This is a genomic window from Streptomyces sp. BPTC-684 (genome assembly GCF_030028635.1).
In the GTDB taxonomy this organism is placed as follows: domain Bacteria; phylum Actinomycetota; class Actinomycetes; order Streptomycetales; family Streptomycetaceae; genus Streptomyces; species Streptomyces noboritoensis.
In genome coordinates this window covers 3,025,264-3,047,389 of the sequence record NZ_CP124863.1, presented here as the reverse complement: position 1 = coordinate 3,047,389, position 22,126 = coordinate 3,025,264, and the positions used below count along the sequence as shown (strand labels likewise).

General features: G+C 71.9%; 17 protein-coding genes. 6 read left to right on the top strand and 11 right to left on the bottom strand.

Going from position 1 to position 22,126, the window contains the following annotated elements; all coding sequences use genetic code 11:
- The first annotated feature begins 21 nt into the window (after positions 1–21).
- Entirely contained in the window at positions 22–1,344 is a 1,323-nt protein-coding gene (locus QIY60_RS13570) for a VWA domain-containing protein (protein ID WP_349253916.1), read from the top strand.
- Positions 1,345–1,578: 234 nt separating this feature from the next.
- Here QIY60_RS13570 and QIY60_RS13565 read toward each other — a convergent pair whose 3' ends face one another.
- Together QIY60_RS13565 and QIY60_RS13560 are read right to left on the bottom strand one after the other, a co-directional pair.
- A complete protein-coding gene (locus tag QIY60_RS13565; RefSeq protein WP_283142645.1) occupies positions 1,579–2,688 on the bottom strand; it encodes an ATP-binding protein in 1,110 nt (369 codons plus the stop codon).
- Positions 2,685–3,338 (bottom strand): response regulator transcription factor, encoded by a 654-nt coding sequence (locus QIY60_RS13560; protein ID WP_283142644.1) that lies wholly within the window; start codon positions 3,336–3,338, stop codon positions 2,685–2,687. Before QIY60_RS13560 ends, QIY60_RS13565 begins: the two co-directional genes overlap by 4 nt.
- 157 nt (positions 3,339–3,495) lie before the next feature.
- On the opposite strand from QIY60_RS13560, the gene metG reads away from it, so the two are divergent.
- Positions 3,496–5,103 (top strand): methionine--tRNA ligase, encoded by a 1,608-nt coding sequence (gene metG / locus QIY60_RS13555; RefSeq protein WP_283142643.1) that lies wholly within the window; start codon positions 3,496–3,498, stop codon positions 5,101–5,103.
- Between the two features lie 297 nt (positions 5,104–5,400).
- Here the strand turns inward: metG and QIY60_RS13550 are convergent, their stop codons facing one another.
- From QIY60_RS13550 to aspS, 4 genes are all read right to left on the bottom strand, one after another.
- The gene (locus QIY60_RS13550; protein WP_283142642.1) at positions 5,401–6,192 is read right to left on the bottom strand and encodes a L,D-transpeptidase family protein; all 792 of its coding nucleotides are present in this window, start codon (positions 6,190–6,192) and stop codon (positions 5,401–5,403) included.
- A 41-nt stretch (positions 6,193–6,233) separates the two neighbouring features.
- A complete protein-coding gene (locus QIY60_RS13545; protein ID WP_283142641.1) occupies positions 6,234–7,043 on the bottom strand; it encodes a hypothetical protein in 810 nt (269 codons plus the stop codon).
- Complete coding sequence (locus tag QIY60_RS13540; RefSeq protein ID WP_283142640.1) at positions 7,036–7,542, bottom strand: SigE family RNA polymerase sigma factor; 507 nt, start codon at positions 7,540–7,542, stop codon at positions 7,036–7,038. The genes QIY60_RS13545 and QIY60_RS13540 overlap by 8 nt, the downstream gene beginning before the upstream one ends.
- 235 nt (positions 7,543–7,777) lie before the next feature.
- The gene (gene aspS / locus QIY60_RS13535) at positions 7,778–9,556 is read right to left on the bottom strand and encodes an aspartate--tRNA ligase (protein WP_283142639.1); all 1,779 of its coding nucleotides are present in this window, start codon (positions 9,554–9,556) and stop codon (positions 7,778–7,780) included.
- Between the two features lie 107 nt (positions 9,557–9,663).
- Here aspS and QIY60_RS13530 point away from each other — a divergent pair, with 107 nt between their 5' ends.
- Positions 9,664–11,811: a SpoIIE family protein phosphatase gene (locus tag QIY60_RS13530; RefSeq protein WP_283142638.1), complete on the top strand. Its 2,148-nt coding sequence runs from the start codon at positions 9,664–9,666 to the stop codon at positions 11,809–11,811.
- Here QIY60_RS13530 and QIY60_RS13525 read toward each other — a convergent pair.
- The 3 genes from QIY60_RS13525 to QIY60_RS13515 all read right to left on the bottom strand — a co-directional run bounded on the left by QIY60_RS13525 (position 11,766) and on the right by QIY60_RS13515 (position 14,726).
- Positions 11,766–12,842, bottom strand: coding sequence for an AI-2E family transporter (locus tag QIY60_RS13525; RefSeq protein ID WP_283142637.1), 1,077 nt, complete (start codon positions 12,840–12,842; stop codon positions 11,766–11,768). The genes QIY60_RS13530 and QIY60_RS13525 overlap by 46 nt on opposite strands.
- 296 nt (positions 12,843–13,138) lie before the next feature.
- A complete protein-coding gene (locus QIY60_RS13520) occupies positions 13,139–14,095 on the bottom strand; it encodes a pirin family protein (protein WP_283142636.1) in 957 nt (318 codons plus the stop codon).
- Between the two features lie 178 nt (positions 14,096–14,273).
- Positions 14,274–14,726 (bottom strand): SseB family protein, encoded by a 453-nt coding sequence (locus tag QIY60_RS13515; protein ID WP_188276775.1) that lies wholly within the window; start codon positions 14,724–14,726, stop codon positions 14,274–14,276.
- Positions 14,727–14,848: 122 nt separating this feature from the next.
- On the opposite strand from QIY60_RS13515, the gene QIY60_RS13510 reads away from it, so the two are divergent.
- Positions 14,849–16,678 carry an acyl-CoA dehydrogenase gene (locus QIY60_RS13510; protein WP_283142635.1) on the top strand — a complete coding sequence of 610 codons (1,830 nt, stop codon included), beginning with the start codon at positions 14,849–14,851 and terminating at the stop codon, positions 16,676–16,678.
- A 99-nt stretch (positions 16,679–16,777) separates the two neighbouring features.
- A complete protein-coding gene (locus tag QIY60_RS13505) occupies positions 16,778–18,064 on the top strand; it encodes a M18 family aminopeptidase (RefSeq protein WP_283142634.1) in 1,287 nt (428 codons plus the stop codon).
- Between the two features lie 348 nt (positions 18,065–18,412).
- On the opposite strand, the gene QIY60_RS13500 is transcribed toward QIY60_RS13505, so the two are convergent.
- Both QIY60_RS13500 and QIY60_RS13495 read right to left on the bottom strand, forming a co-directional pair.
- Positions 18,413–20,224, bottom strand: coding sequence for an NHL domain-containing thioredoxin family protein (locus QIY60_RS13500; RefSeq protein ID WP_283142633.1), 1,812 nt, complete (start codon positions 20,222–20,224; stop codon positions 18,413–18,415).
- Positions 20,225–20,349: 125 nt separating this feature from the next.
- Positions 20,350–21,147 carry a carbon-nitrogen family hydrolase gene (locus tag QIY60_RS13495; protein ID WP_283142632.1) on the bottom strand — a complete coding sequence of 266 codons (798 nt, stop codon included), beginning with the start codon at positions 21,145–21,147 and terminating at the stop codon, positions 20,350–20,352.
- Between the two features lie 140 nt (positions 21,148–21,287).
- On the opposite strand from QIY60_RS13495, the gene QIY60_RS13490 reads away from it, so the two are divergent.
- Positions 21,288–22,112: a maleylpyruvate isomerase family mycothiol-dependent enzyme gene (locus QIY60_RS13490; protein ID WP_283142631.1), complete on the top strand. Its 825-nt coding sequence runs from the start codon at positions 21,288–21,290 to the stop codon at positions 22,110–22,112.
- The last annotated feature ends 14 nt before the right edge of the window (positions 22,113–22,126 follow it).

Below are 22,126 nucleotides of genomic sequence, written 5' to 3'. Positions count from 1 at the left end.
ATTCGGAGCTTGCTGCGCAAAGTGTTCGGACGCGATCGCGACGCGGAGCGCGCCGACCTGACGGCGGCTCCGGCGGAGGAGTCGGCTCCGGCCGCGGCCTCCGTGCCGGCCCCCGCCGAGGAGTCCGCACCGGCCGCGTCCGCGACCCCGACCGTGCCGGCCCCGGCCCGGCGCGACCTCTCCCCCGCGGAGGAGCTGGTCGCGGCGGCGTTCGACGCGACCCCGTCGCGCCCGGCGGTCCCGTCGCCGGCGCGTCCGGCGGAGGACGCGTCCCCGGCCGAGCCGTCGGCCCCGGCCCCCGCGTCGGTTCCGGGCGGCTCCGATGTCCCGCAGCCGCGGGGGGAGTCGCCGCTGGCGGAGCGCGGTCCGGCGGAGCCGGAGGTTGAGGCTGTGGTGGAGGCCGTCGAGCCCGAGCCCGTCGTGGAGGCCGAACCGGTCCCGGCCGAGCCGGAGCCTGTGGCGGCCGAGGCCGAGCCGGTGGCCGTCGTGGCTGACCCCGAGCCTGTACAGGCCGAGGCCGAGCCGGAACCGGAGCCCGAGCCGCAGGTCGTGGAGCCGGAGCCCGTCGCTGCTGTGGTCGAGCCGGACCCCGAGCCCGTGGCCGTCGTGGCGGAGCCCGAGCCGGAGCCGCAGGCCGTGGAGGCAGCCACGGACGCCGAGCCCGAGCCCGTGCAGCCCGCCGCCAAGGCAGCCGTCACCCTCCCCCGTATCAAGTCCCGCGCCCCCGGCCTCGTCGAGCACTACAAGGCCGCCGGGGCACAGCTGCGCAAGGCCGGGCTGGTCGGGGCGCGGGCCAAGGTGTACCTCGTGCTCGACCGGTCCGGGTCGATGCGGCCGTACTACAAGGACGGCAGCGCCCAGCAGCTCGCCGAACGGGCGCTCGCGCTCGCCGCGCACCTCGACGAGGACGCCGCCGTCCACACGGTGTTCTTCTCGACCGAGCTCGACGGCACGGCCGACCTGTCGCTCACCTCGTACGAGAACGTCGTCGACGACGCGCACGCGGCGCTCGGCCGCATGGGGCGCACCAGCTACCACTCCGCTGTCGAGGCGGTCGTGGAGCACTTCGAGAAGAGCCAGTACGACGGGCCCGCGCTCGTGGTCTTCCAGACCGACGGTGCGCCGGATGCCAAGGTGGCGGCTCGGCAGGCGCTCGCCGACGCGGCGGGCAAGGATCTGTTCTGGCAGTTCGTGGCGTTCGGTGAGGACGACAGCAAGGCGTTCGACTTCTTGCGGAAGCTGGACGCGCCGAACGCCGCGTTCTTCCACGCCGGGCCCGTTCCCCGCGAGCTCGCGGACCCCGCGCTCTACGCCGGGCTCGTCGGCGGGTTCTCCCGGCGGTAGGCGCCCCCTTTTCGGCCCGGTGTTTGTCTGCGGGCCGGTGGGGGCTGGTCGCGCAGTTCCCCGCGCCCCTTATCGGCCCGGTGTTCGTCTGCGGATTGTGGTGGGTTGCTCGCGCAGTTCCCCGCGCCCCTAAAGGACTATGGCTGAGCTGGATTCTCCGGCTGCGGCCTACTACCTAAGGGGCGCGGGGAACTGCGCGACCAGCCACCCACGGTCCGCAGACGAACGAGGGCTTTAGGGGCGCGGCAGTGACACCGTCACTGCCAAGCCCCCCTGCGGCAGCGGTGCCGCCACCGCCGTCCCCCCGTGCGCCTGCGCGATCGAGCGCACGATCGACAGGCCCAGGCCCGCCCCAGGGCCCATTCGATCCCGGCCCTCCCCCCTCCGGAACGGCTCGAACAGCGCGGGCACCTCGGCAAGGGCCACCTCCACCCCGCCGGGGTTGGACACCGTCAACCCCCCATCGGAGACGGCCACTTCGACCCTGCCATCCACACGGTGGTACGCCGCCGCGTTGGCCAGCAGGTTCGCGGTGAGGCGGGCCAGGAGCGCCCGGTTTCCGGACACGCACGTCGACGGCACCCCCGTGACCGTCGCGCGCGGGTACCGGGCCGCCTCCTCCCGTACCACCTCCGCCAGATCCACCTCCTCCCGCTCCGCCAGGCCCCGCTCGCTGCGGGCCAGCATCAGCAGGCCCTCGATCAGGGCCTCGCTGCGGCGGTTGTTGTCGAGCAGGGTCGCGCGGGTACGGGCGAGGTCGTCCGGCGTCGGGTCGTCCAGGCCGATCTGGATCGCCGCCCGCTGGGTGGCCAGCGGGGTGCGCAGCTCGTGCGAGGCGTTGGCGATGAACCGCCGCTGGCTGTCGAACGCCTTCTCCAGGCGGCCGAGCAGGTCGTCGATCGTGTCGCCGAGCTCCTTGAGCTCGTCGTCGGGCCCCGCCGCCCCGATCCGCTCGTGCAGGTTGTCCGCCGAGAGGCGCTTCGCCCGCTCGGTCATCACATGGACCGGCCGCAGCAGCCGCCCCGCCGTGTACCAGCCGACCGCCACCGCCAGGAACGCCACTCCCAGCAGCGCCATCGACGACCACACCGCGTTCTGCCGCCAGGCCGCGTCGCTCACGTCCTCGCTCAGCTGGCGTACGGTCAGCGGCGCGAGCACCGGCCCCTGCGTCCCGCGCGCCTCCTCGAAGGGCTGGTCGAGCCGGACCGTGGTCGCCCGGGTCGCGATGGTGGCCGCCTGCTCCTGCGTACCGGCCCGGGACAGCAGGTTCACCACCCCGAGCAGCACCGCCCCGAGCACCAGGAAGACCGCGCCGAAGACCAGCGCGACCCGGGTGCGGATCACAGGGCGTACCCGACGCCCTGGACGGTACGGATCAGGGCGGGCTCGCCGATCTTGCCGCGCAGTTTGCTGAGGCAGACGCGGACCGCGCCGGTGAAGGGGTCCGCGTTGGCGTCCCAGGCCCGCTCCAGGAGCTCCTCGGCCGACACCGTCCCGCCGTCCGCCTCCAGCAGGATCTGCAGGACCGCGAACTCCTTCGGGGAGAGGTCGAGCGAACGGCCCTCGCGGTCCGCCGTGCGCCGTACGGTGTCGAGCCGCAGCCCGAGCCGCTCCAGGACCGGCGGCACCGGCCGGGCGCTGCGCCGCCGCAGCGCCCGCACCCGCGAGACCAGCTCGGGGAAGTCGAACGGCTTGCCCAGATAGTCGTCGGCCCCCAGATCGAGGCCCTCCACGCGGTCCTCGGCGGCCGCGGACGCGGTGAGCATCAGGATCCTCGTGCGGGCCGAGGAGGCGACCAGGCGGCGGGCCACGTCGTCGCCGTGCACCCGGGGCAGATCGCGGTCCAGGACGACGACGTCGTAGTCGTGCAGCCCCAGGTAAGCGAGCGCCGCGTCGCCGCTGTAGACGGTGTCGACGGCGAAACCGGCCCGCCGCAGCCCGGTCGCGACCAGCTCCGCGAGGACCTCCTCGTCCTCGGCGACCAGTACCCGCATGCTCTGTTCCCCTTGCCGTTCCCCGTCCACGTACGCGCCCCCTCTCCTCCCAGGATGCGTCCTTCGTACGGGAACGGATGTTTCGCGGACCTCTCCACCGGCCGCCGCGGGTTTATGCGGGTGAGTGGATCGTCCCGCGGCCGTTAGGATTTCGACCATGGCGGCCACTGGATCCGAGAAGCAGGGGGCGAAGGCGTTCTACGTCTCGACCCCCATTTACTACGTCAACGACGCTCCTCACCTGGGCCACGCCTACACGACCGTCGCAGGCGACGTGCTCACGCGCTGGCACCGTCAGCGCGGCGAGAAGGTGTGGTACCTCACCGGCACGGACGAGCACGGTCAGAAGATCATGCGCACGGCCGACGCGAACGGGGTCACCCCGCAGGAGTGGTGCGACAAGCTCGTCGAGGAGGCCTGGCGGCCCCTCTGGGAGCACCTGGAGATCGCGAACGACGACTTCATCCGCACGACGGAGAAGCGGCACACCGACCGTGTGCAGGAGTTCGTCCAGGACCTGTACGACAAGGGCGAGATCTACAAGGGCGGCTACGAGGGCCCGTACTGCGTGGGCTGCGAGGAGTACAAGCTCCCCGGCGACCTCATCGAGGCGGAGGACGGCACCAAGCTGTGCCCGGTCCACAAGAAGCCGGTGGAGATCCTCAAGGAGGAGAACTACTTCTTCAAGCTCTCCGAGTACGGCCCGAAGCTCCTGGAGTTCTACGAGGCGAACCCGGACTTCATCCAGCCCGAGTCGGCCCGCAACGAGGTCCTGAACTTCGTGAAGCAGGGCCTGCAGGACCTGTCGATCTCGCGGTCGGCCTTCGACTGGGGCGTCCCGATCCCGTGGGACGACAAGCACGTCATCTACGTGTGGGTCGACGCCCTCCTGAACTACGCCACGGCCGTCGGCTACGGCGCGAACCAGGAGAAGTTCGAGGAGACGTTCCCGGCCAATGTGCACCTGGTCGGGAAGGACATCCTCCGCTTCCACGCGGTGATCTGGCCCGCGATGCTGATGGCCAACGGACTGCCCGTGCCGGGCCAGGTCTTCGGGCACGGCTGGCTGATGGTCGGCGGCGAGAAGATGTCCAAGTCGAGCCTGACCGGCATCAAGCCGCAGGACCTGACCTCGCACTTCGGCGTCGACGCCTACCGCTGGTACTTCCTGCGCGCCATCGCCTTCGGCCAGGACGGCTCGTTCTCCTGGGAGGACTTCACCGCCCGGTACACCTCGGAGCTCGCCAACGACTACGGCAACCTCGCCTCGCGCGTGGCGGCCATGGTCGGCAAGTACTTCGGTGGCACGCTCCCGGCCGCGACCGCCTCCGGCCCGGCCGAGCAGGCCATCGCCGACGGCCTGACCAGGGCCGTCACCGAGGCCGACCGGAAGATCGGCGAGGAGCTGGACTTCCAGGGCGGCATCCTGGCGGTCTTCGACTTCGTGAAGCAGGTCAACGGCTACATCACGGAGCAGGAGCCGTGGAAGGTGGCCAAGGACGAGTCCGAGGAGGGCCGCGCCCGCCTCGCGACCATCCTCTACACGGCCGCCGAGGCGCTGCGCGCCGTCGCCGTCCTGCTGAACCCCGTCATGCCGGACACCTCGCAGAAGCTGTGGGACTCCCTCGGCGCCGAGGCCGCCCACCTCGGGCCGCTGGCGGACCAGCGGGTCCAGGACGCGGCCCGCTGGGGCCAGCTCCCGGTCGGCGCGACGGTGACGAAGGGCGCGGTCCTCTTCCCGCGTCTGGAAGAGAAGCCCGCGTAGTCCTTGCGCGGAGGTGAAGGGCCCGGAACCGGACAGGTTCCGGGCCCTTCGCATGTCCTCGGCTGTTGCGGGCCGCGTTCTGTGCGCGCACGCTGCACGTGAAGGGGTACGTGCATGAGGGGGTGCGCGCCGTGACGAGAAGTACCGATCAGCAGCGGGCCGAGGAAGAGGCCCAACGCCGCGAAGAGCTCATACGCAAGGTCCGCGAGGCGAACCACCAGAGCCTGAGTCGCCCCACGGGCCCCCCGTCCCCGGATTTACCACCCGGGGACGAGGACTGAGGGCGGGCGAAGGGAGTCAGCGGGACAGGGCCGCCGCGTCCCCCATCACGACCACCGGGGTGCGCGCCGGATCCAGCGTTCGCAGCAGCTGCCGCATCCGCTCCCGGGGCAGCGCCACACAGCCGTGCGTCGGGCCGCCGTGGTCGACGTGCAGCCAGATCCCGCCGCCCCGCTCGGCGCCGAGCGGGCGGGTCCAGTCCAGCGGGGTGGTGCCGGGCTTGCGGTTGTAGTTGACCGCGACCACGTAGTCGAAGGACCCGGCGAGCGGCTCGCCCTCGACGCCGGTGCCGTCTGCGGTGAAGGCGGACCTGTGGTCGTACGGCAGCCGGGTGCCGGGGTCGGCGAGGCGGCCGCCCGCGTCGGTGAGGCCGAACACCCCGACGGGCGAGCGCAGATCGCCCAGGTGGTGCTCGGCGGTCCAGCCGCGCGCCGCGTTGCGGGCGGGCCAGGGCCCGTCGGCGGGCAGCCAGCCCCGGACCGGGTCGCGGGTGTAGAGGACGGCGGTGGCCCGGCTGGCGTCGGCTCCCTCACCGGTGACGACGAGCGCCTGGGTGCTGGCGGCGGGGATGCGGGCGCGGGTGGCGTGGCCGAGCGCGGGTATCTCGCGGGGGCGGACGGGTTCGGGCGCGGCCCGCCCGGCGTGCGCGCCGCCGGCGGCGTCGGTGACGGAGTCGGTGCTCACGTCCGCGAGCGTGCCGGGGCCGTCGCCCGCGTCGCGGACGCCCTCGCCGCTGTGGCCGCACCCGGTGAGCAGCAGCGCCGCCAGCGCGAGGGCGACCGAGGCACTTCGGGCGCAACGGACGGACATGGCGGAGCCTCTCTTCGCGGGTCGGTCGGTGGCGGGGGCGGTCACCGACCCCTCCCCTTGGGGGCGGGGGACTCGGTGGGCGGGGCGAGGTCGTAGGTCGCGCTGTCCAGGAGCGCGCTGACCTCGGCGGCCCGCCGGTCGGACCCGGTGCCGTTGACGCACAGGGCGGCGTACAGCGCCGTCGTGGAGTCCGCCGTCGCGCGCGTGGTGGTGTAGTACGCGGTGGCCCCCAGCTGCCGGCAGCCCGGCGGCACGTCCCGGGCGCGTTCCATGGGCGTCCCCGCCGGCAGCGCCTCCTTACCGTCCCTGCCGCCCGGCAGCCCCCACAGCGAGAGCAGCAGGCCCCCGGGGGCCAGCCGCTCCACCGGCTCGCACGCCACACCGGACCCGTCGGGCTTCTTCAGCTCCGAGCAGGCCTCGTCGTACGGCCGCAGCGGCTGCGCGGCCACATAGCCGGACGGCAGGGTCTTGGTCTTCTGCGCGACCCCGTCGGGCAGCCGCAGCGCGGCCCAGGACGCGGGCAGCCGCAGCACCAGACCGCCGAGCTCGGGGAAGGAGACCCGCACCCCGGCGGGTTCGGTCACCGCCTTCGGGGACGCGGCGGGGGGCGCCTTCTCCGGCTCGGTGCGCAGCGCGTCCGGCAGCAGCGCGCCGGCCGCCACCAGCGAGACCACCGCGACGGCCGCGCCCCCGGCGGCCCTGCGCCGTCTGCGCCGCGCCAGCCGCTCGCGCACCTTGTCCAGGCGGGTCGCTGGGACGGGCAGCCGGGGCACGGCCCGCTCCAGCAGGACCCGCAGCACCCGCTCGTCGTCGTGCGGCCCCGGGGAGCCGGGGAAACGGTCGTCAGTCACGGCGCTCCTCGATCAGTACGGGCAGCAGCCCCCGCAGGGTGCGCAGCGCCTTGGCGGCCTGGCTCTTGACCGTGCCCGGGGCGCAGCCGAGCACGGCCGCCGCGTCCTCGACACTCAGGTCCTCGAAGTAGCGCAGCACCACGACCGCGCGCTGGCGGGCGGGCAGCGCGCGGACGGCCGCCGCCAGCGACTGCTCCAGGTCCACGCCCTCGTACGCGTCGAACTGCCCGGCGGCGTCCGGGAGTTCGCCGTGCGGGACCTCGCCCCGCCAGCGGCGCCGCCACCAGGAGGTGTAGGTGGTCACCAGCGTCTTGCGCAGATACGCCTCGGGGTGGTCGTCGGCTATCCGGTGCCACTTCGGCCAGACCTTGGCGAGCGCGGTCTGGAGCAGGTCCTCCGCCAGGTGCGCGTCGCCGGTCAGCAGCCAGGCCACCCGCAGCAGCCGGGGGCCCCGGGCGGCGACGAACTCCTCGAATCCGTCGGGTCCGTCGGGGGCCATCGTCGTGTCCTCGTCTGTCTGTCCGGGCTCTCACACCTGTCGAACGCGGTGGGGTGCGGGACGGGTTGCCCCGGACACGAAGAAGGGCCCGGATCCGTGGTGGATCCGGGCCCTTCGCCGTACGAGGAGTGCGTTCGTCTGCGGGGCGCCCAAGGGGATTGCCGCGCAGCGGCATCCTTAGGGGCGCGGGGAACTGCGCGAGCAACCACGCACCACCCGCAGACGAACCCCGGGCTTACTTCTCCGCGCCCTTGGCCGCGACCGGCTTGCGGAGCTGGATGTTGAGCTCGCGCAGACGCGACTCCTCCAGCTCGCTGGGCGCGCCCATCATCAGGTCCTGCGCGTTGCCGTTCAGCGGGAAGGCGATCGTCTCGCGGATGTTGGGCTCGTCCGCGAGCAGCATCACGATGCGGTCGACGCCCGGGGCGATGCCGCCGTGCGGCGGGGCGCCGAGGCGGAACGCCTTGAGCATGCCGGAGAACTCGCGCTCCACGGTCTCCCGGTCGTAGCCCGCGACCTCGAACGCCTTGAACATGATGTCGGGCTCGTGGTTGCGGATCGCGCCGGAGGACAGCTCGATGCCGTTGCAGACGATGTCGTACTGCCAGCCCAGGACGTCCAGCGGGTCCTGGGTCTGAAGGGCCTCCAGACCGCCCTGCGGCATCGAGAAGGGGTTGTGCGAGAAGTCGATCTTGCCGGTCTCCTCGTCCTTCTCGTACATCGGGAAGTCGACGATCCAGCAGAACCGGAAGACGCCCTCCTCGAAGTGGCCGGCACGCTTGGCGGCCTCGACGCGGACCGCGCCCATGATCTTGGAGACCTCGTCGTACTCGCCCGCGCCGAAGAACACGGCGTGACCGGCCGCCAGGCCCAGGCGCTCGGTGAGGACCTTGACGTTCTCCTCGGTGAGGAACTTGGCGATCGGGCCCGCGAACGTGCCGTCCTCGCCGACGCGGATCCAGGCCAGGCCCTTGGCGCCGTGCTCCACCGCGTACTCGCCCAGGCCGTCGAAGAACTTGCGGGACTGGCCCGCGACGTCCGGCACCGGCAGCGCGCGCACGTGCTTGCCCGCGAACGCCTTGAACTCCGAGCCCTCGAAGACGTCGGTGATGTCGACGAGTTCGAGCTTGGCGCGCAGGTCCGGCTTGTCGTTGCCGTACTTCAGCATCGACTCGCGGAACGGGATGCGCGGGAACGGCGAGGTGACGTGGCGGCCGCCGCCGAACTCCTCGAACAGCTCGGTCATGAGCTTCTCGACCGGCTGGAAGACGTCCTCCTGCTCGACGAAGGACATCTCGATGTCGAGCTGGTAGAACTCGCCCGGCGAGCGGTCCGCGCGGGCGTCCTCGTCGCGGAAGCAGGGCGCGATCTGGAAGTAGCGGTCGAAGCCCGAGATCATCAGCAGCTGCTTGAACTGCTGGGGGGCCTGCGGCAGCGCGTAGAACTTGCCGGGGTTCAGGCGGGACGGGACGACGAAGTCGCGGGCGCCCTCGGGGGAGGTCGCGGCGAGGATCGGGGTCGCCATCTCGTTGAAGCCGAGCGCGGTCATCTTGTGGCGCATCGCCGAGATGACGGCCGAGCGCAGCATGATGTTGCGGTGCATGCGCTCGCGGCGCAGGTCGAGGAAGCGGTACTCCAGGCGCCGCTCCTCGTTGACGCCGTCCTCGGCGTTGATCGTGAACGGCAGCGGTCCTGCCGCGCCGAGCACCTCGACCTCGCCGACCTCGATCTCGACCTCGCCGGTCGGCAGGTCCGCGTTCACGTTCTCCGCGCCGCGCGAGACGACCTTGCCGTCGATCCGGACGACGGTCTCCTTGGAGAGCTTGTCCAGGACCTCGGCGCCGGCCGTGCCGGGGCGGGCGACGAGCTGCGTGATGCCGTAGTGGTCGCGCAGATCGATGAAGAGGATGCCGCCCAGGTCTCGGCGATTGTGCAGCCAGCCGCTCAGCCGGACGTCGGCGTCGACGTCGGAGGCGCGGAGCTCGCCGCAGGTGTGGGACCTGTACCGATGCATTTCTTCATCCAGTTCTTCGCGTGACAGGCGGGAAACAGTCCCTCCAGGTTACCGGCCGGGCCGAACACCTCTCGCCGGTATAAAACCGGCTGCCTAGAGTGGGGATCATGCGCACCGAGGACGTCCTGGCTGCGATCGCCACCGGGCTGTGGCGCTGGGACAACGCGTCCGGAACGGTCACGCTCGACGCCGAGGCCGCCCGCCTGCTCGGCCTGCCCCCCGAGCGGGCCGAGCTCACCGAGGCCGCCGTGCGCTCCCGCTTCCACCCGGTCGACTGGAACGAGGTCGACCAGATCGTGGCCCTGGCGCTCGCGGAGGGCACCCTCGCCGAGGCCCGGATGCGGATCATGGACGAGAACGGCCGGGTGCTGCGTACGGTACGGAGCCGCTCCAAACCGCTGCGCAAGGAGAGCGCCGACGGCCTGGACTACGTGCTGGTCGGCACCCTCCAGGAGGTCGCGGAGCCGCAGCCCGGCGCCACCGCCGCGCACACCTCCATCACCGGCGACTGGCGCCGCTCCCGGGAGGCGTTCCTGCTCGACGCGGGCCGCGCGCTGGCCGAGGCCCGCTCCACGGCCGAGGTGCTGCGGGTGGCGGCCTCCCTGTCCATGCCGGGCTTCTCGCCGGACGGGCTCGCCGTCTTCGGCGTGGCGGGCGACCGCCTCTCGATCATCGGCCACCACGGGCACAACCCGGGCGACGACGGCCCCTTCGCGGACATGCAGCTGGACACGGACTACCCGGCCGCCGACGTCGTACGGACCGGCCGGGCCATCTACCTCCCCAGCCCCGAGGAGTACCGCCGCCGCTACCCGGCCACCTGGCCGCTCGCCCGGCGCTTCGACCGCCAGTCCTGGGCGTTCCTGCCGCTGATCGTGGCCGGCCGGACCATGGGCACCTGGATGGCGGCCTTCAAGCACCAGGTGGCGTTCACGCCCGACGAGCGCTCGGTCCTGACGACGGTGGCGCGCATGCTGGCCCAGGCGCTGGCGCGGGCGGGCGAGGCCGAGTCCGAGCGGGAGCTGTCGCTGGGCCTCCAGCGCTCGATGATGCCGACGCTCGGCCCCGAGATCCCGGGGATGACGGTGGCCGCGCGCTATGTGCCGACCGGCGGCGGGCTCCAGGTGGGCGGCGACTGGTACGACATGATCCCGCTGCCGTCAGGCAGATTCGCCCTGGTCATCGGCGATGTCCAGGGCCACGACGTACGGTCGGCGGGCCTGATGGGCCAGCTCCGCATCGCCCTGCGGGCGTACGCGAGCGAGGGCCACCGCCCCGACGCGGTCCTCTCGCGCGCCTCGCGCTTCCTGTACGGGATCACCGAGTCGTACGGGGAGTCGTACGCGGGGGACGACGACCACCCGCGCTTCGCGACCTGCCTCTACATCGAGGTCGACCCGGCGACCGGCACGCTCGACATCGCCCGGGCCGGGCACCCGGACCCGGTGATCCGCACGGCCGAGGGCACGGCGCTGATCCGCCAGACGGCGGGCGGCCTCCCCCTGGGCATCGAGGCGGACTCGGACTACCCCACCACCCGTCTGGTCCTGGAGCCGGGCGAGACGATGATGATCTGCACGGACGGCCTGATCGAGACCGGCGGCCACGACATGGCCTCGGGCTGGACGCGGCTGCGCCCGGTCCTGGAGGAGGACACCGGGGACGGCCTGGAGAAGCTGGCGGACGCGCTGGTCCAGGCGGTGCACGGCCCCTCCTCGCACCACACGGTGGGCCCGCTGGCCGACCGGCGCGAGGACGACATCGCGGTGCTGCTGCTGTGCCGCAACAGCGACGTGTGCGGCTGCGGGACGGTCCCGGGCGCCGGGGCCCTCCCGGCCCGCCGCACCGCCCTGACCGTCGCCCAGGCCGAGCCGCACCGCATCGCGGGGGTGCGCCGCGAGCTGCGCGAGCTGCTGCACGACTGGGCGGACGAGGAGCAGGTGGACGCGGCGGAGCTGATGGTCTCCGAGATGGTCACCAACGTCCTGGTCCACACGGACGGCGACGCGCTCCTGGTCGCGGAGGCCACCGGCACGCCGGGCACGCGCTCGCTGCGGGTGGAGGTGGCCGACGCCAGCGACGACCTGCCGCACAAGCGCCGCCCCGGCGAGATGGCGTCCAGCGGGCGGGGCCTGGTGCTGATGGAGATGCTCGCGGACCGCTGGGGGGTCGACCCCAGGGGCGAGGGCAAGTCGATCTGGTTCGAGCTCTACGAGGGGGCGGACGGGTCGGACGGGGGTTCCTCGGAGGCGTAACGCTTCCGCAGCTCGCCGAGTACGCCGAACCCGGCGGCGGCGACGGGCACGGCGAGCAGCATCCCGAGCAGCCCGGCGACGCTGGCCCCGGCGGTGATGGCGATCATGACCATCGCGGGATGCATCTGCACGGTCCGGCTCTGGATGACGGGTTGCAGGATGTGCCCTTCCAACTGCTGTACGGCGAGGACGACCCCGAGCGTCCAGAGCGCGATGCCGAGCCCCCGGTCGGCGAGCGCCACCAGGACGGCGACGGCGCCGGAGACGAAGGCGCCGAGGTAGGGGATGTAGGCGCCGATGAAGACGAGCGCGCCGAGGCCGACGGCGCCGGGGACGCGGAGGATCAGCAGCCCGACGGTGATGCAGAGGGCGTCGATGAGGGCGATGATCGTGGTTCCCCGCATGAACCCTTCGACGGCCTCGAAGGCGCGCCGGGCCATGGCCTCGACGACGGGCCCGCTGCCGCGAGGGGCGAGGGAGTGGGCGAGATGGACGGCCCGATCGGAGTCCTTGAGGAAAAAGAACGTCAGAAGCAGAGAGAGAACACCGGTGGCGATGAGCGAGCCGACGATGCTGAGGCCGGTGAGCAGCCCCGAGGCGGCGGTGGCGCCGAACTTCCCGAGGAGCTTCTTGGCGTTGTCGGCGACGCTGGACACGCCGTCGCCGCTGGCGACCCCGAAGTGATCGGCGAGCCACTGCCCGGCTTGTCGCAGGGACTCGATGATCTGATCGCCCGTGTCGATGAGGGCGCTGACGACGACGTACCCGGCGCCGCCGACGACGGCGACGAGGGCGACGCAGGTGAGTCCCGCGGCGAGGGACCGCTTCATCCGCAGCTTCAGCAGCTGCCGGAAGACGGGCCCGAGGAGGGCCGTGCCGAGCAGGGCGAGCAGTACGGGGGTGACGGCGGTCTTGAACACCACGCACAGCCAGATGGCGACGGCGGCGACACCGGTGACGAGCAGCACGACGACGCACCAGGCGGCGACGCGGCGGGCGGGCTCGGGGAGAAGTGGCTTGGCGCTGTCCACCCGCCCAGCGCACCACGCCCGGTCCCCCCACGCCCGCGGGACGCGCCCGCCCGGGTGCCGGCCTTTTTTGGCCCGGGGTTCGTCTGCGGGTGAGTGGTGGGTTGCTCGCGCAGTTCCCCGCGCCCCTCAAATGCCGCTGCGCGGCATCCCCGGGGCGCCCCGCAGGGGCGCACTTTTAGGGGCGCGGGGAACTGCGCGCTCAGCCCCCACCGGCCCGCAGCCGAACGGGGTCCAGGGGCGCAGCCCCCCGGCCGCCCGCCAGAGGGCTTTCGGGAAGGGGCGGGGTGGGGAAACCCTCACATGCCGTGGACCGCCGGGATCGTCCCCAACCGCCCCTGCTGGAAGTCGTCGAACGCCTTCTGCAGCTCCTCGCGCGTGTTCATCACGAACGGCCCGTAGTGCGCCATCGGCTCACGGATCGGGCGGCCACCGAGCAGCACGACCTCCAGATCCGGCGTATGCCCGTCCTGCTTCTCGTCCGCACGGACGGTGAGCGAGTCGCCCTCGCCGAAGACCGCCGTCTGGCCCATGTGGACGGGACGACGGGCCGTACCCACCGACCCCCGCCCCGCCAGCACGTACGCCAGCCCGTTGAAGTCCGACCGCCAGGGCAGCGTGACCTCCGCGCCCGGACGGATCGTCGCGTGGATCATCGTGATGGGGGTGTGGGTGATGCCCGGCCCCTCGTGGCCGTCCAGCGAGCCCGCGATCACGCGCAGCAGCGCACCCCCGTCCGGCGAGGTGAGCAGCTGGACCTGGCCGCCCCGGATGTCCTGGTAGCGCGGGTCCATCATCTTGTCCGCCGCCGGCAGGTTCACCCACAGCTGGAGGCCGTGGAAGAGCCCGCCCGAGGTGACCAGGGACTCCGGCGGCGCCTCGATGTGGAGCAGGCCGGACCCGGCCGTCATCCACTGCGTGTCGCCGTTCATGATCGTGCCGCCGCCACCGTTGCTGTCCTGGTGGACGAAGGTCCCGTCGATCAGGTACGTCACCGTCTCGAAGCCCCGGTGCGGGTGCCACGGCGTGCCCTTGGGCTCGCCCGGCGCGTACTCCACCTCACCCATCTGGTCCATCATGATGAACGGGTCCAGGTACTGGTAGTTGATCCCGGCGAACGCGCGCCGCACCGGGAACCCCTCCCCCTCGAAGCCGGCCGGCGCCGTGCTGACGGCGAGCACGGGACGCGGCACCGCACCCTCCGGCGCGGCCACGCGCGGCAGGGTCAACGGGTTTTCGACGGTCACTGCAGGCATGGGACGGCCCTCCTCGCGGGATGCTCAGCATCCAAAGTAGTTGAATGGTGAACAGTCGGCAAGGCATGGCCATTCCCGGAGGGGTCCCACACCCGCCGCGCAAGGGGTTCCGGGGGCGCCCACCCCCGTAAAATCGGCCGGAAATCGGCCGCGACAGGCTCAGCCGGCCCGAGCCGCCTCAGCCGTACATCCGCCGCATCGCGAAGTCCACCATCTGCTCGACCGCCTTCGCGTCGAACACCATCCGGTGGTCGCCCTCCATGTCGAGGACGAAGCCGTACCCGGTCGGGAGCAGGTCGATGACCTCCGCGCCGGTGATCACGAAGTACTTGGACTCCTTGCCCGCGTACCGCCGCAGCTCCTTGAGCGACGTGAACATCGGGATGACCGGCTGCTGGGTGTTGTGCAGGGCCAGGAAGCCGGGGTTGTCGCCGCGCGGGCAGTAGACCTTCGAGCCCGCGAAGATCTGCTGGAAGTCCTCGGCCGAGAGCGAGCCCGTGGTGAACGCCCGCACCGCGTCCGCGAGCGAGGGCGGCGACGGCTCGGGGTACAGCGGCTGCTCCCCGTAGGAAGGCTGCTGCGGCTGGGCGTACTGCTGCTGAGCACCCTGGTTCTGGTCGTAGCCGTACATGGGCGCAAGAGTAGTGCGCCACATATGGGCCCAGAGGGGTTGCGTCTTATTACCGACGGGTAGCATCATCGTAGCTACTTGCTGGTAGAGATGTAACCGATCCTGCTTACGGAGCCGTCGCCATGGGGCACTACAAGTCGAATCTCCGCGACATCGAGTTCAACCTCTTCGAGGTCCTCGGACGCGACAAGCTGTACGGCACCGGCCCGTTCGCCGAGATGGACGTCGACACCGCCAAGACCATCCTCGACGAGATCGCGCGTCTCGCCGAGAACGAGCTGGCCGACTCCTTCGCCGACGCCGACCGCAACCCGCCGGTGTTCGACCCGGAGACCAACACCGCGCCGGTCCCGGCGTCCTTCAAGAGCTCCTACAAGGCGTTCATGGACAGCGAGTACTGGCGCCTGGGCCTGCCGGAGGAGATCGGCGGCACCGTTTCGCCGCGCTCCCTCATCTGGGCCTACGCCGAGCTGCTCCTGGGCGCCAACCCGGCCATCTGGATGTACTCCTCGGGTCCGGCCTTCGCGGGCATCCTCTTCGAGGAGGGCAACGAGGCGCAGAAGAAGGTCGCCGAGATCGCCGTCGAGAAGCGCTGGGGCTCCACGATGGTGCTGACCGAGCCGGACGCCGGTTCGGACGTCGGCGCCGGCCGCACCAAGGCCGTGCAGCAGGAGGACGGCTCCTGGCACATCGAGGGCGTGAAGCGCTTCATCACCTCCGGTGAGCACGACATGGAGGAGAACATCCTCCACTACGTCCTCGCCCGCCCCGAGGGCCACGGCCCCGGCACCAAGGGCCTCTCCCTCTTCCTGGTCCCGAAGTTCCACTTCGACTGGGAGACCGGCGAGCTGGGCGAGCGCAACGGCGTGTACGCGACGAACGTCGAGCACAAGATGGGCCTCAAGGCCTCCAACACGTGCGAGATGACCTTCGGCGACCAGCACCCCGCCAAGGGCTGGCTGATCGGCGACAAGCACGACGGCATCCGCCAGATGTTCATGATCATCGAGTTCGCCCGCATGATGGTCGGCACGAAGGCCATCGCGACGCTCTCGACGGGTTACCTCAACGCCCTTGAGTACGCCAAGGAGCGCGTCCAGGGCTCGGACCTGTCCCAGTTCATGGACAAGACCGCGCCCAAGGTGACGATCACTCACCACCCGGACGTGCGCCGCTCCCTGATGACGCAGAAGGCGTACGCCGAGGGCATGCGCTCCCTCGTGCTCTACACCGCCGCCGTCCAGGACGCGATCCAGGTCAAGGAGGCCGCGGGCGAGGACGCGAAGTCCCTCGTCGGCCTGAACGACCTGCTGCTGCCGATCGTGAAGGGCTACGGCTCGGAGAAGTCGTACGAGAAGCTCTCGCACGAGTCGCTCCAGACCTTCGGCGGGTCCGGGTACCTGCAGGAGTACCCGATCGAGCAGTACATCCGCGACGCCAAGATCGACACCCTCTACGAGGGCACCACGGCGATCCAGGGCCAGGACTTCTTCTTCCGGAAGATCGTCCGCGACCAGGGCGCCTCGCTCAACCTCCTCTCCGAGGAGATCAAGAAGTTCCTCGCCGAGCAGTCGGGCCACGGGGAGCTGGGCGGCGCGCTGGACTCGCTGGCCAAGGCCGCGGTGGACCTGGAGGCGATCGTCGGCACGATGATCACCGACCTGACCGCCACCGGCGAGGACGTCAAGAACATCTACAAGGTGGGCCTCAACACCACCCGCCTGCTGATGGCGTCCGGTGACGTCGTCGTCGGCTACCTGCTCCTCAAGAGCGCTGCCGTCGCCGCCGAGAAGCTGCCGACCGCCTCCGGCAAGGACGTCGCCTTCTACACCGGCAAGATCGCCGCCGCGAAGTTCTTCGCCGCGAACGTCCTGCCGGGCGTCGGCACCGCCCGCGCGCTGGCCGAGACCGTCGACAACTCCCTGATGGAGCTCGACGAGGCCGCCTTCTAGACCGTCCCCCGGCCTCCTTCCAGGCCGCCGGACGTAGGGCCCGCTTCCCGCTGGGGAAGCGGGCCCTTGTCTGTCGGTGCCCCTGGTTAAGGTGAACGCATGAGCACACCCTCCCGCTTCGACCGCGGACACACCGACGACCTGATGTCCTTCCTCGCGGCGAGCCCGTCGCCGTACCACGCGGTGGCGAACGCGGCCGCGCGGCTGGAGAAGGCCGGCTTCCAGCAGGTGCGGGAGACGGACGCGTGGGACGCCACCAGCGGCGGGAAGTACGTGCTGCGGGGCGGCGCGATCATCGCGTGGTACGTGCCGGAGGGCGCGGCGGCGCACACCCCGTTCCGGATCGTGGGCGCGCACACCGACTCGCCCAACCTGCGGGTCAAGCCGCTGCCGGACACGGGGGCGTACGGCTGGCGCCAGATCGCCGTCGAGGTCTACGGCGGGACGCTCCTGAACACCTGGCTGGACCGGGACCTGGGCCTGGCGGGCCGCCTGACGCTGCGCGACGGATCGAACGTCCTGGTGAACGTGGACCGCGCGCTGCTGCGCGTCCCCCAACTGGCGATCCACCTCGACCGCTCGGCCAACGACGGCCTCAAGCTGGACCGGCAGAAGCACCTCCAGCCGATCTGGGGCCTCGGGGACGTCGCCGAGGGCGACCTCATCCGCTTCCTGGAGCAGGAGGCGGGGCTCGCCGAGGGCGAGGTCACCGGGTGGGACCTGATGGTGCACTCGATCGAGCCGCCGTCGTACCTGGGCCGGGACAAGGAGCTCCTCGCCGGGCCCCGGATGGACAACCTGATCTCGGTGCACGCGGGCGCGGCGGCGCTGGCGGCGTCCGCTTCCTCGGAGCTGCCGTACATCCCGGTCCTGGCGGCCTTCGACCACGAGGAGAACGGCTCGCAGGCGGACACGGGCGCGGACGGGCCGCTGCTCGGCACGGTCCTGGAGCGTTCGGTGTTCGCGCGGGGCGGGACGTACGAGGACAAGGCGCGCGCCTTCGCGGGCACGGTGTGCCTGTCCTCCGACACCGGCCACGCCATCCACCCCAACTACGCGGAGCGCCACGACCCGACGCACCACCCGCGCGCCAACGGCGGCCCGATCCTGAAGGTGAACGTCAACCAGCGTTACGCGACGGACGGTTCGGGCCGGGCGGTGTTCGCGGCGGCCTGCGAGCGGGCGGGGGTGCCGTGGCAGCACTTCGTGTCCAACAACGCGATGCCGTGCGGGACGACGATCGGCCCGATCACCGCGGCCCGCCACGGCATCCAGACGGTCGACATCGGGGTGGCGATCCTGTCGATGCACAGCGCGCGCGAACTGTGCGGGGCGGACGACCCGTACCTGCTGGCGAACGCGCTGCTGTCGTTCTTGCAGGGCTGATCCCCCACCCCGCCCCTTCCCGAAGGCCCTCTGGCGGGCGGCCGGGTGGTGGGTCGAGGCGGGCTGCCGGGGGCTGCGCCCCGGACCCCCTTGCTTCGTCTGCGGACCGTGGAGGGTTGCTCGCGCAGTTCCCCGCGCCCCTATAGGGGCGCCCCGCAGGGGCGCTTCAGGGGCGCGGGGAACTGCGCGACCAGCCACAGACGGTCCGCAGACGAACGAAGCGGGGTGCAGGGGCCGCAGGCCCCGCGGCCGCAGGCCCCGCGACGGGGTCCGGGGCGTAGCCCCGGGAGAGCCACCTCCACCCCCACCCACACCCCCGGAGGGTTTAGGGAAGGGGCGGGGCGGGGCTCAAGCGTCCAGGCCCGCCAGGACCAGCGGCAAGCGTGACGTCGCCCCCGGCACCAACCGCACCGGCACCCCCCAGTCCTGCTGGTGCACATGACACGCCGGGTACTCGTTCGACGGGTCGTCGTCGCAGGACGCCGCCATCGCGGAGACATGGAGGACGCCCTCCGCCACCGACGGGTTCAGCGTCAGCTCACGGGACAGGTCCGTCCCCGTCCCGTCCCCGGACACCAGCAGCTCCGCCGGCGTCGAGGACACGATCAGCCGCGTCGACGGGCCGTAGCGCGTGTCCAGCTTCTGGCCGGACGGCGCCTGGAAGACCACGTCCAGGCGGAGCGTGCCGGGCGAAACCTCCGTCGCCGCCCGCTGCGTACGGTGCGCCACCGCGTCCACCCGTACCGCCGCTTCCGGCAGCCGCAGCCGCGTCAGCCGGTGCCGAGCGGACTCGACCACCACGATGTCGTCCCCGACGAGCACCGCGTCGCTCGGCTCGCGCAGGTCCGTGGCGAGCGTGGTGACCTCCCCGGACGCCGGGTCGTAGCGGCGCAGCGCGTGGTTGTACGTGTCGGACAGCGCCACCGAACCGTCCGGCAGGACCGTCACGCCCAGCGGGTGCTGGAGCAGCGCCTGCCCCGCCTCCCCGTCCCGGTGCCCGAAGTCGAAGAGCCCGGTCCCGACCGCCGTGCCCACCACGTAACCCGAACCGTCGCGGGACACGTACCGCAGCGCCGAGTTCTCCGAGTCGGCCACCCACAGCCGGTCCCCGTCGGCCGCGAGGCCCGACGGCTGCGCGAACCACGCCTCGGCGGCCGGGCCGTCGACCAGGCCCTCCTGCGTCGTCCCGGCCGCGACCTCGACCGTGCCCGCCTCCGGGTCGTACGTCCACAGCTGGTGCACCCCGGCCATGGCGATCCACACCTTGCCCTGCCACCAGGCGACGTCCCACGGCGAGGAGAGGTCCACCTCAAGGGCGGGCCCGGACGTGGGCGAGCCCTGCCACCACTGCTTGCCGGTGCCCGCGACCCGTACCACCGCACCCGTCTCCGGGTCGAAGACCCGCAGCGCGTGGTTGACCGTGTCCGCGACGATCACGCGGCCGTCCGGCAGCAGCGCGAGACCCTGCGGCTCCTTGAACTCGCCGTCGCCGATCCGGCGCACCACCGTCTCGCCGTCCGGCTCCAGCTCCACCAGCTGGTGCCGCGTCGAGTCGGAGACCAGGAAGGTGCCCGAGCCGGGCAGCAGCACGGCCTTGCCGGGGAAGCGCAGGTCGGTCGCCTCCGGCTCCGGCGGCACGTACGGCCCGTCGCCGCGCCGCAGCGTCCCCTTCGCCGTGTGCTCGGCCTCCAGCTCCTCCACCAGCTTCGCGATGGCGTGAGCATGCCCCTCGCCCGCGTGCTGGCCGACGATGTACCCCTCGGGGTCGATCACGACGAGCGTGGGCCAGGCCCGTACCGCGTACTGCTTCCAGGTCGCCAGCTCCGGGTCGTCCAGGACCGGGTGGTGCACCTGGTAGCGCTCCACGGCGTCGACGACGGCCTGGTGGTCGGCCTCGTGCACGAACTTCGGCGAGTGCACCCCGATGATCACCACGGTGTCGCGGTGCTTCTCCTCCAGCTCCCGCAGCTCGTCCAGGACGTGCAGGCAGTTGATGCAGCAGAACGTCCAGAAATCGAGGATGACGATCCTCCCCCGCAGGTCGGCGAGGGTGTACTGCTGATCACCGGTGTTCAGCCAGCCGCCCTTGCCGATCAGCTCGGGGGCGCGGACACGGGCACGGCGGGGCGCGGGGGCGGGCGCCGGGGCGGCATCGTTCATGCTTCAAGCTTGCCACCCGCCCATGAACACCAGGTCACGCCTGCACGACACGGCCGGCTGTCCGCTGACGGGATCCGCTCCACCACGGCGACTTCCGATGGCTCACGCCACGCCCCCGGCGAACGTCACGCCCCCGGCGTCCGCATCCCCAGCCGCCGGTCCTTCAGCGCCGGGAACTGCTCCCGCACCGCCGCCACCTTCTCCTCGTCCAGCTCGACCGTGAGGACCTCCTCGTCCTCGCCCGCCTCCGCCAGGACCTCGCCCCACGGGTCGACCACGATGCTGTGGCCCGCCTGCGGGACGCCCGCGTGGCTGCCGCCGGTGCCGCAGGCCAGGACGTACGCCTGGTTCTCGACCGCGCGCGCCCGCGCGAGCAGCGTCCAGTGCGCCAGGCGCCGGGCGGGCCAGCCGGCCGGGATCACGAAGGTCTGGGCGCCCGCGTCGACCAGGCCCCGGAACAGCTCGGGGAAGCGCAGGTCGTAGCAGGTCGCCAGGCCCAGCGTGGTCCCCGGCAGCGCGACCGTGACCAGGTCGGCGCCCGCGCTCATCAGCACCGCCTCGCCCTGGTCGAAGCCGAAGCGGTGGATCTTCCGGTAAGTGGCCGTCAGTTCGCCCTCGGGCGAGAAGACCAGGGAGGTGTTGTAGAGGCCGCCGTCCGCGCCGCGCTCGGGGATGGAGCCCGCGTGCAGCCAGACGCCCGCGTCCCGCGCGGCCTTTGACATGGCCTCATGCGTCGGTCCGTCAGCCGCCCGTTCCGCCTCGGCCGCGAAGCTCTCGTACGCGAAGGCGCCCACGGTCCACAGCTCCGGCAGCACCACGAGGTCGGCGCCCGACTGCTCGCGTACCAGCGAAGCCGCCCGCTGCCTGCGGGAATCGACCGATTCCTGGGGGTCTACACCGAATTGGATGAGGGAGGCGCGCACACTACCACCGTCCTGGCATTCGAGTTGTCAACACGGGCCTACGATCGTCACACGAAAGCACTGCCGGGGTGCCTTTCGGCAGCGTAACTTAACTGCCACAGCGCCCAGCCCGCGTACGTACAGAACCGCCGAGGGGTCCCGTGACCGTCCATCCCAGCCTCCAGACCTACGCCGACGCCTGGACCCACTCCATCGAGGCGATAACCGAGCTGGTGATGCCGCTCGTCGAGGGGGAGTGGAACCGCGCCACGCCGTGCCCGGCCTGGTCGGTGCGCGACATCGTGTCGCACATCATCGGGATGGAGTGCGAACAGCTCGGCGACCCGCGCCCGATCCACACCCTGCCGCGCGATCTCTACCACGTACAGAGTGAGTTCGCGCGCTACATGGAGATGCAGGTCGATGTGCGCCGGCACCACACCGCGCCGGAGATGACCTCGGAGCTGGAGTACACGGTCATCCGCCGGGCGCGGCAGCTGCGCAACGAGAACCGGGCCCCCGACACCATGGTCCGTGCCCCGCTCGGCGCCGAGCAGACCCTGGAACTGGCGCTGCGGATGCGGGCGTTCGACGTGTGGGTGCACGAGCAGGACCTGCGGTGGGCGCTGGGCAAGCCGGGCAACCTCGACTCGCCGGGCGCGTACGTCGCCCGCGACATCCTGCTGCACACCCTGCCGAGAGTCGTCGCCAAGGACGCGGGCGCCCCGCCGAACTCGGCGGTCGTCTTCGACATCCACGGGCCGGTCGAGTTCCTGCGTACGGTACGGGTCGACGCCGACGGGCACGGCACCATCGACGGCGCGCCCTCGCTCGGCCCGCTCGCCACGATCGCGCTGGACTGGGAGACGTTCGTACGCCTGGCCTGCGGCCGGGTGCGCCCGCACGCCGTCGCGGACCGGGTGAAGACCGAGGGCGACCAGGAGCTGGCGGCGGCGATCCTGCGGGACTTCGCGGTGACGCCGTAAGGAACCGCCGTACC

Coding starts and splice junctions, on each gene's coding strand:
- QIY60_RS13560 (WP_283142644.1), bottom strand. CDS start 3,338: ATGCGGGTACTGGTCGCCGAGGACGAGGAGGTCCTCGCGGAGCTGGTC.
- metG (WP_283142643.1), top strand. CDS start 3,496: ATGGCGGCCACTGGATCCGAGAAGCAGGGGGCGAAGGCGTTCTACGTC.
- QIY60_RS13550 (WP_283142642.1), bottom strand. CDS start 6,192: ATGTCCGTCCGTTGCGCCCGAAGTGCCTCGGTCGCCCTCGCGCTGGCG.
- QIY60_RS13540 (WP_283142640.1), bottom strand. CDS start 7,542: ATGGCCCCCGACGGACCCGACGGATTCGAGGAGTTCGTCGCCGCCCGG.
- aspS (WP_283142639.1), bottom strand. CDS start 9,556: ATGCATCGGTACAGGTCCCACACCTGCGGCGAGCTCCGCGCCTCCGAC.
- QIY60_RS13530 (WP_283142638.1), top strand. CDS start 9,664: ATGCGCACCGAGGACGTCCTGGCTGCGATCGCCACCGGGCTGTGGCGC.
- QIY60_RS13520 (WP_283142636.1), bottom strand. CDS start 14,095: ATGCCTGCAGTGACCGTCGAAAACCCGTTGACCCTGCCGCGCGTGGCC.
- QIY60_RS13515 (WP_188276775.1), bottom strand. CDS start 14,726: ATGTACGGCTACGACCAGAACCAGGGTGCTCAGCAGCAGTACGCCCAG.
- QIY60_RS13510 (WP_283142635.1), top strand. CDS start 14,849: ATGGGGCACTACAAGTCGAATCTCCGCGACATCGAGTTCAACCTCTTC.
- QIY60_RS13505 (WP_283142634.1), top strand. CDS start 16,778: ATGAGCACACCCTCCCGCTTCGACCGCGGACACACCGACGACCTGATG.
- QIY60_RS13500 (WP_283142633.1), bottom strand. CDS start 20,224: ATGAACGATGCCGCCCCGGCGCCCGCCCCCGCGCCCCGCCGTGCCCGT.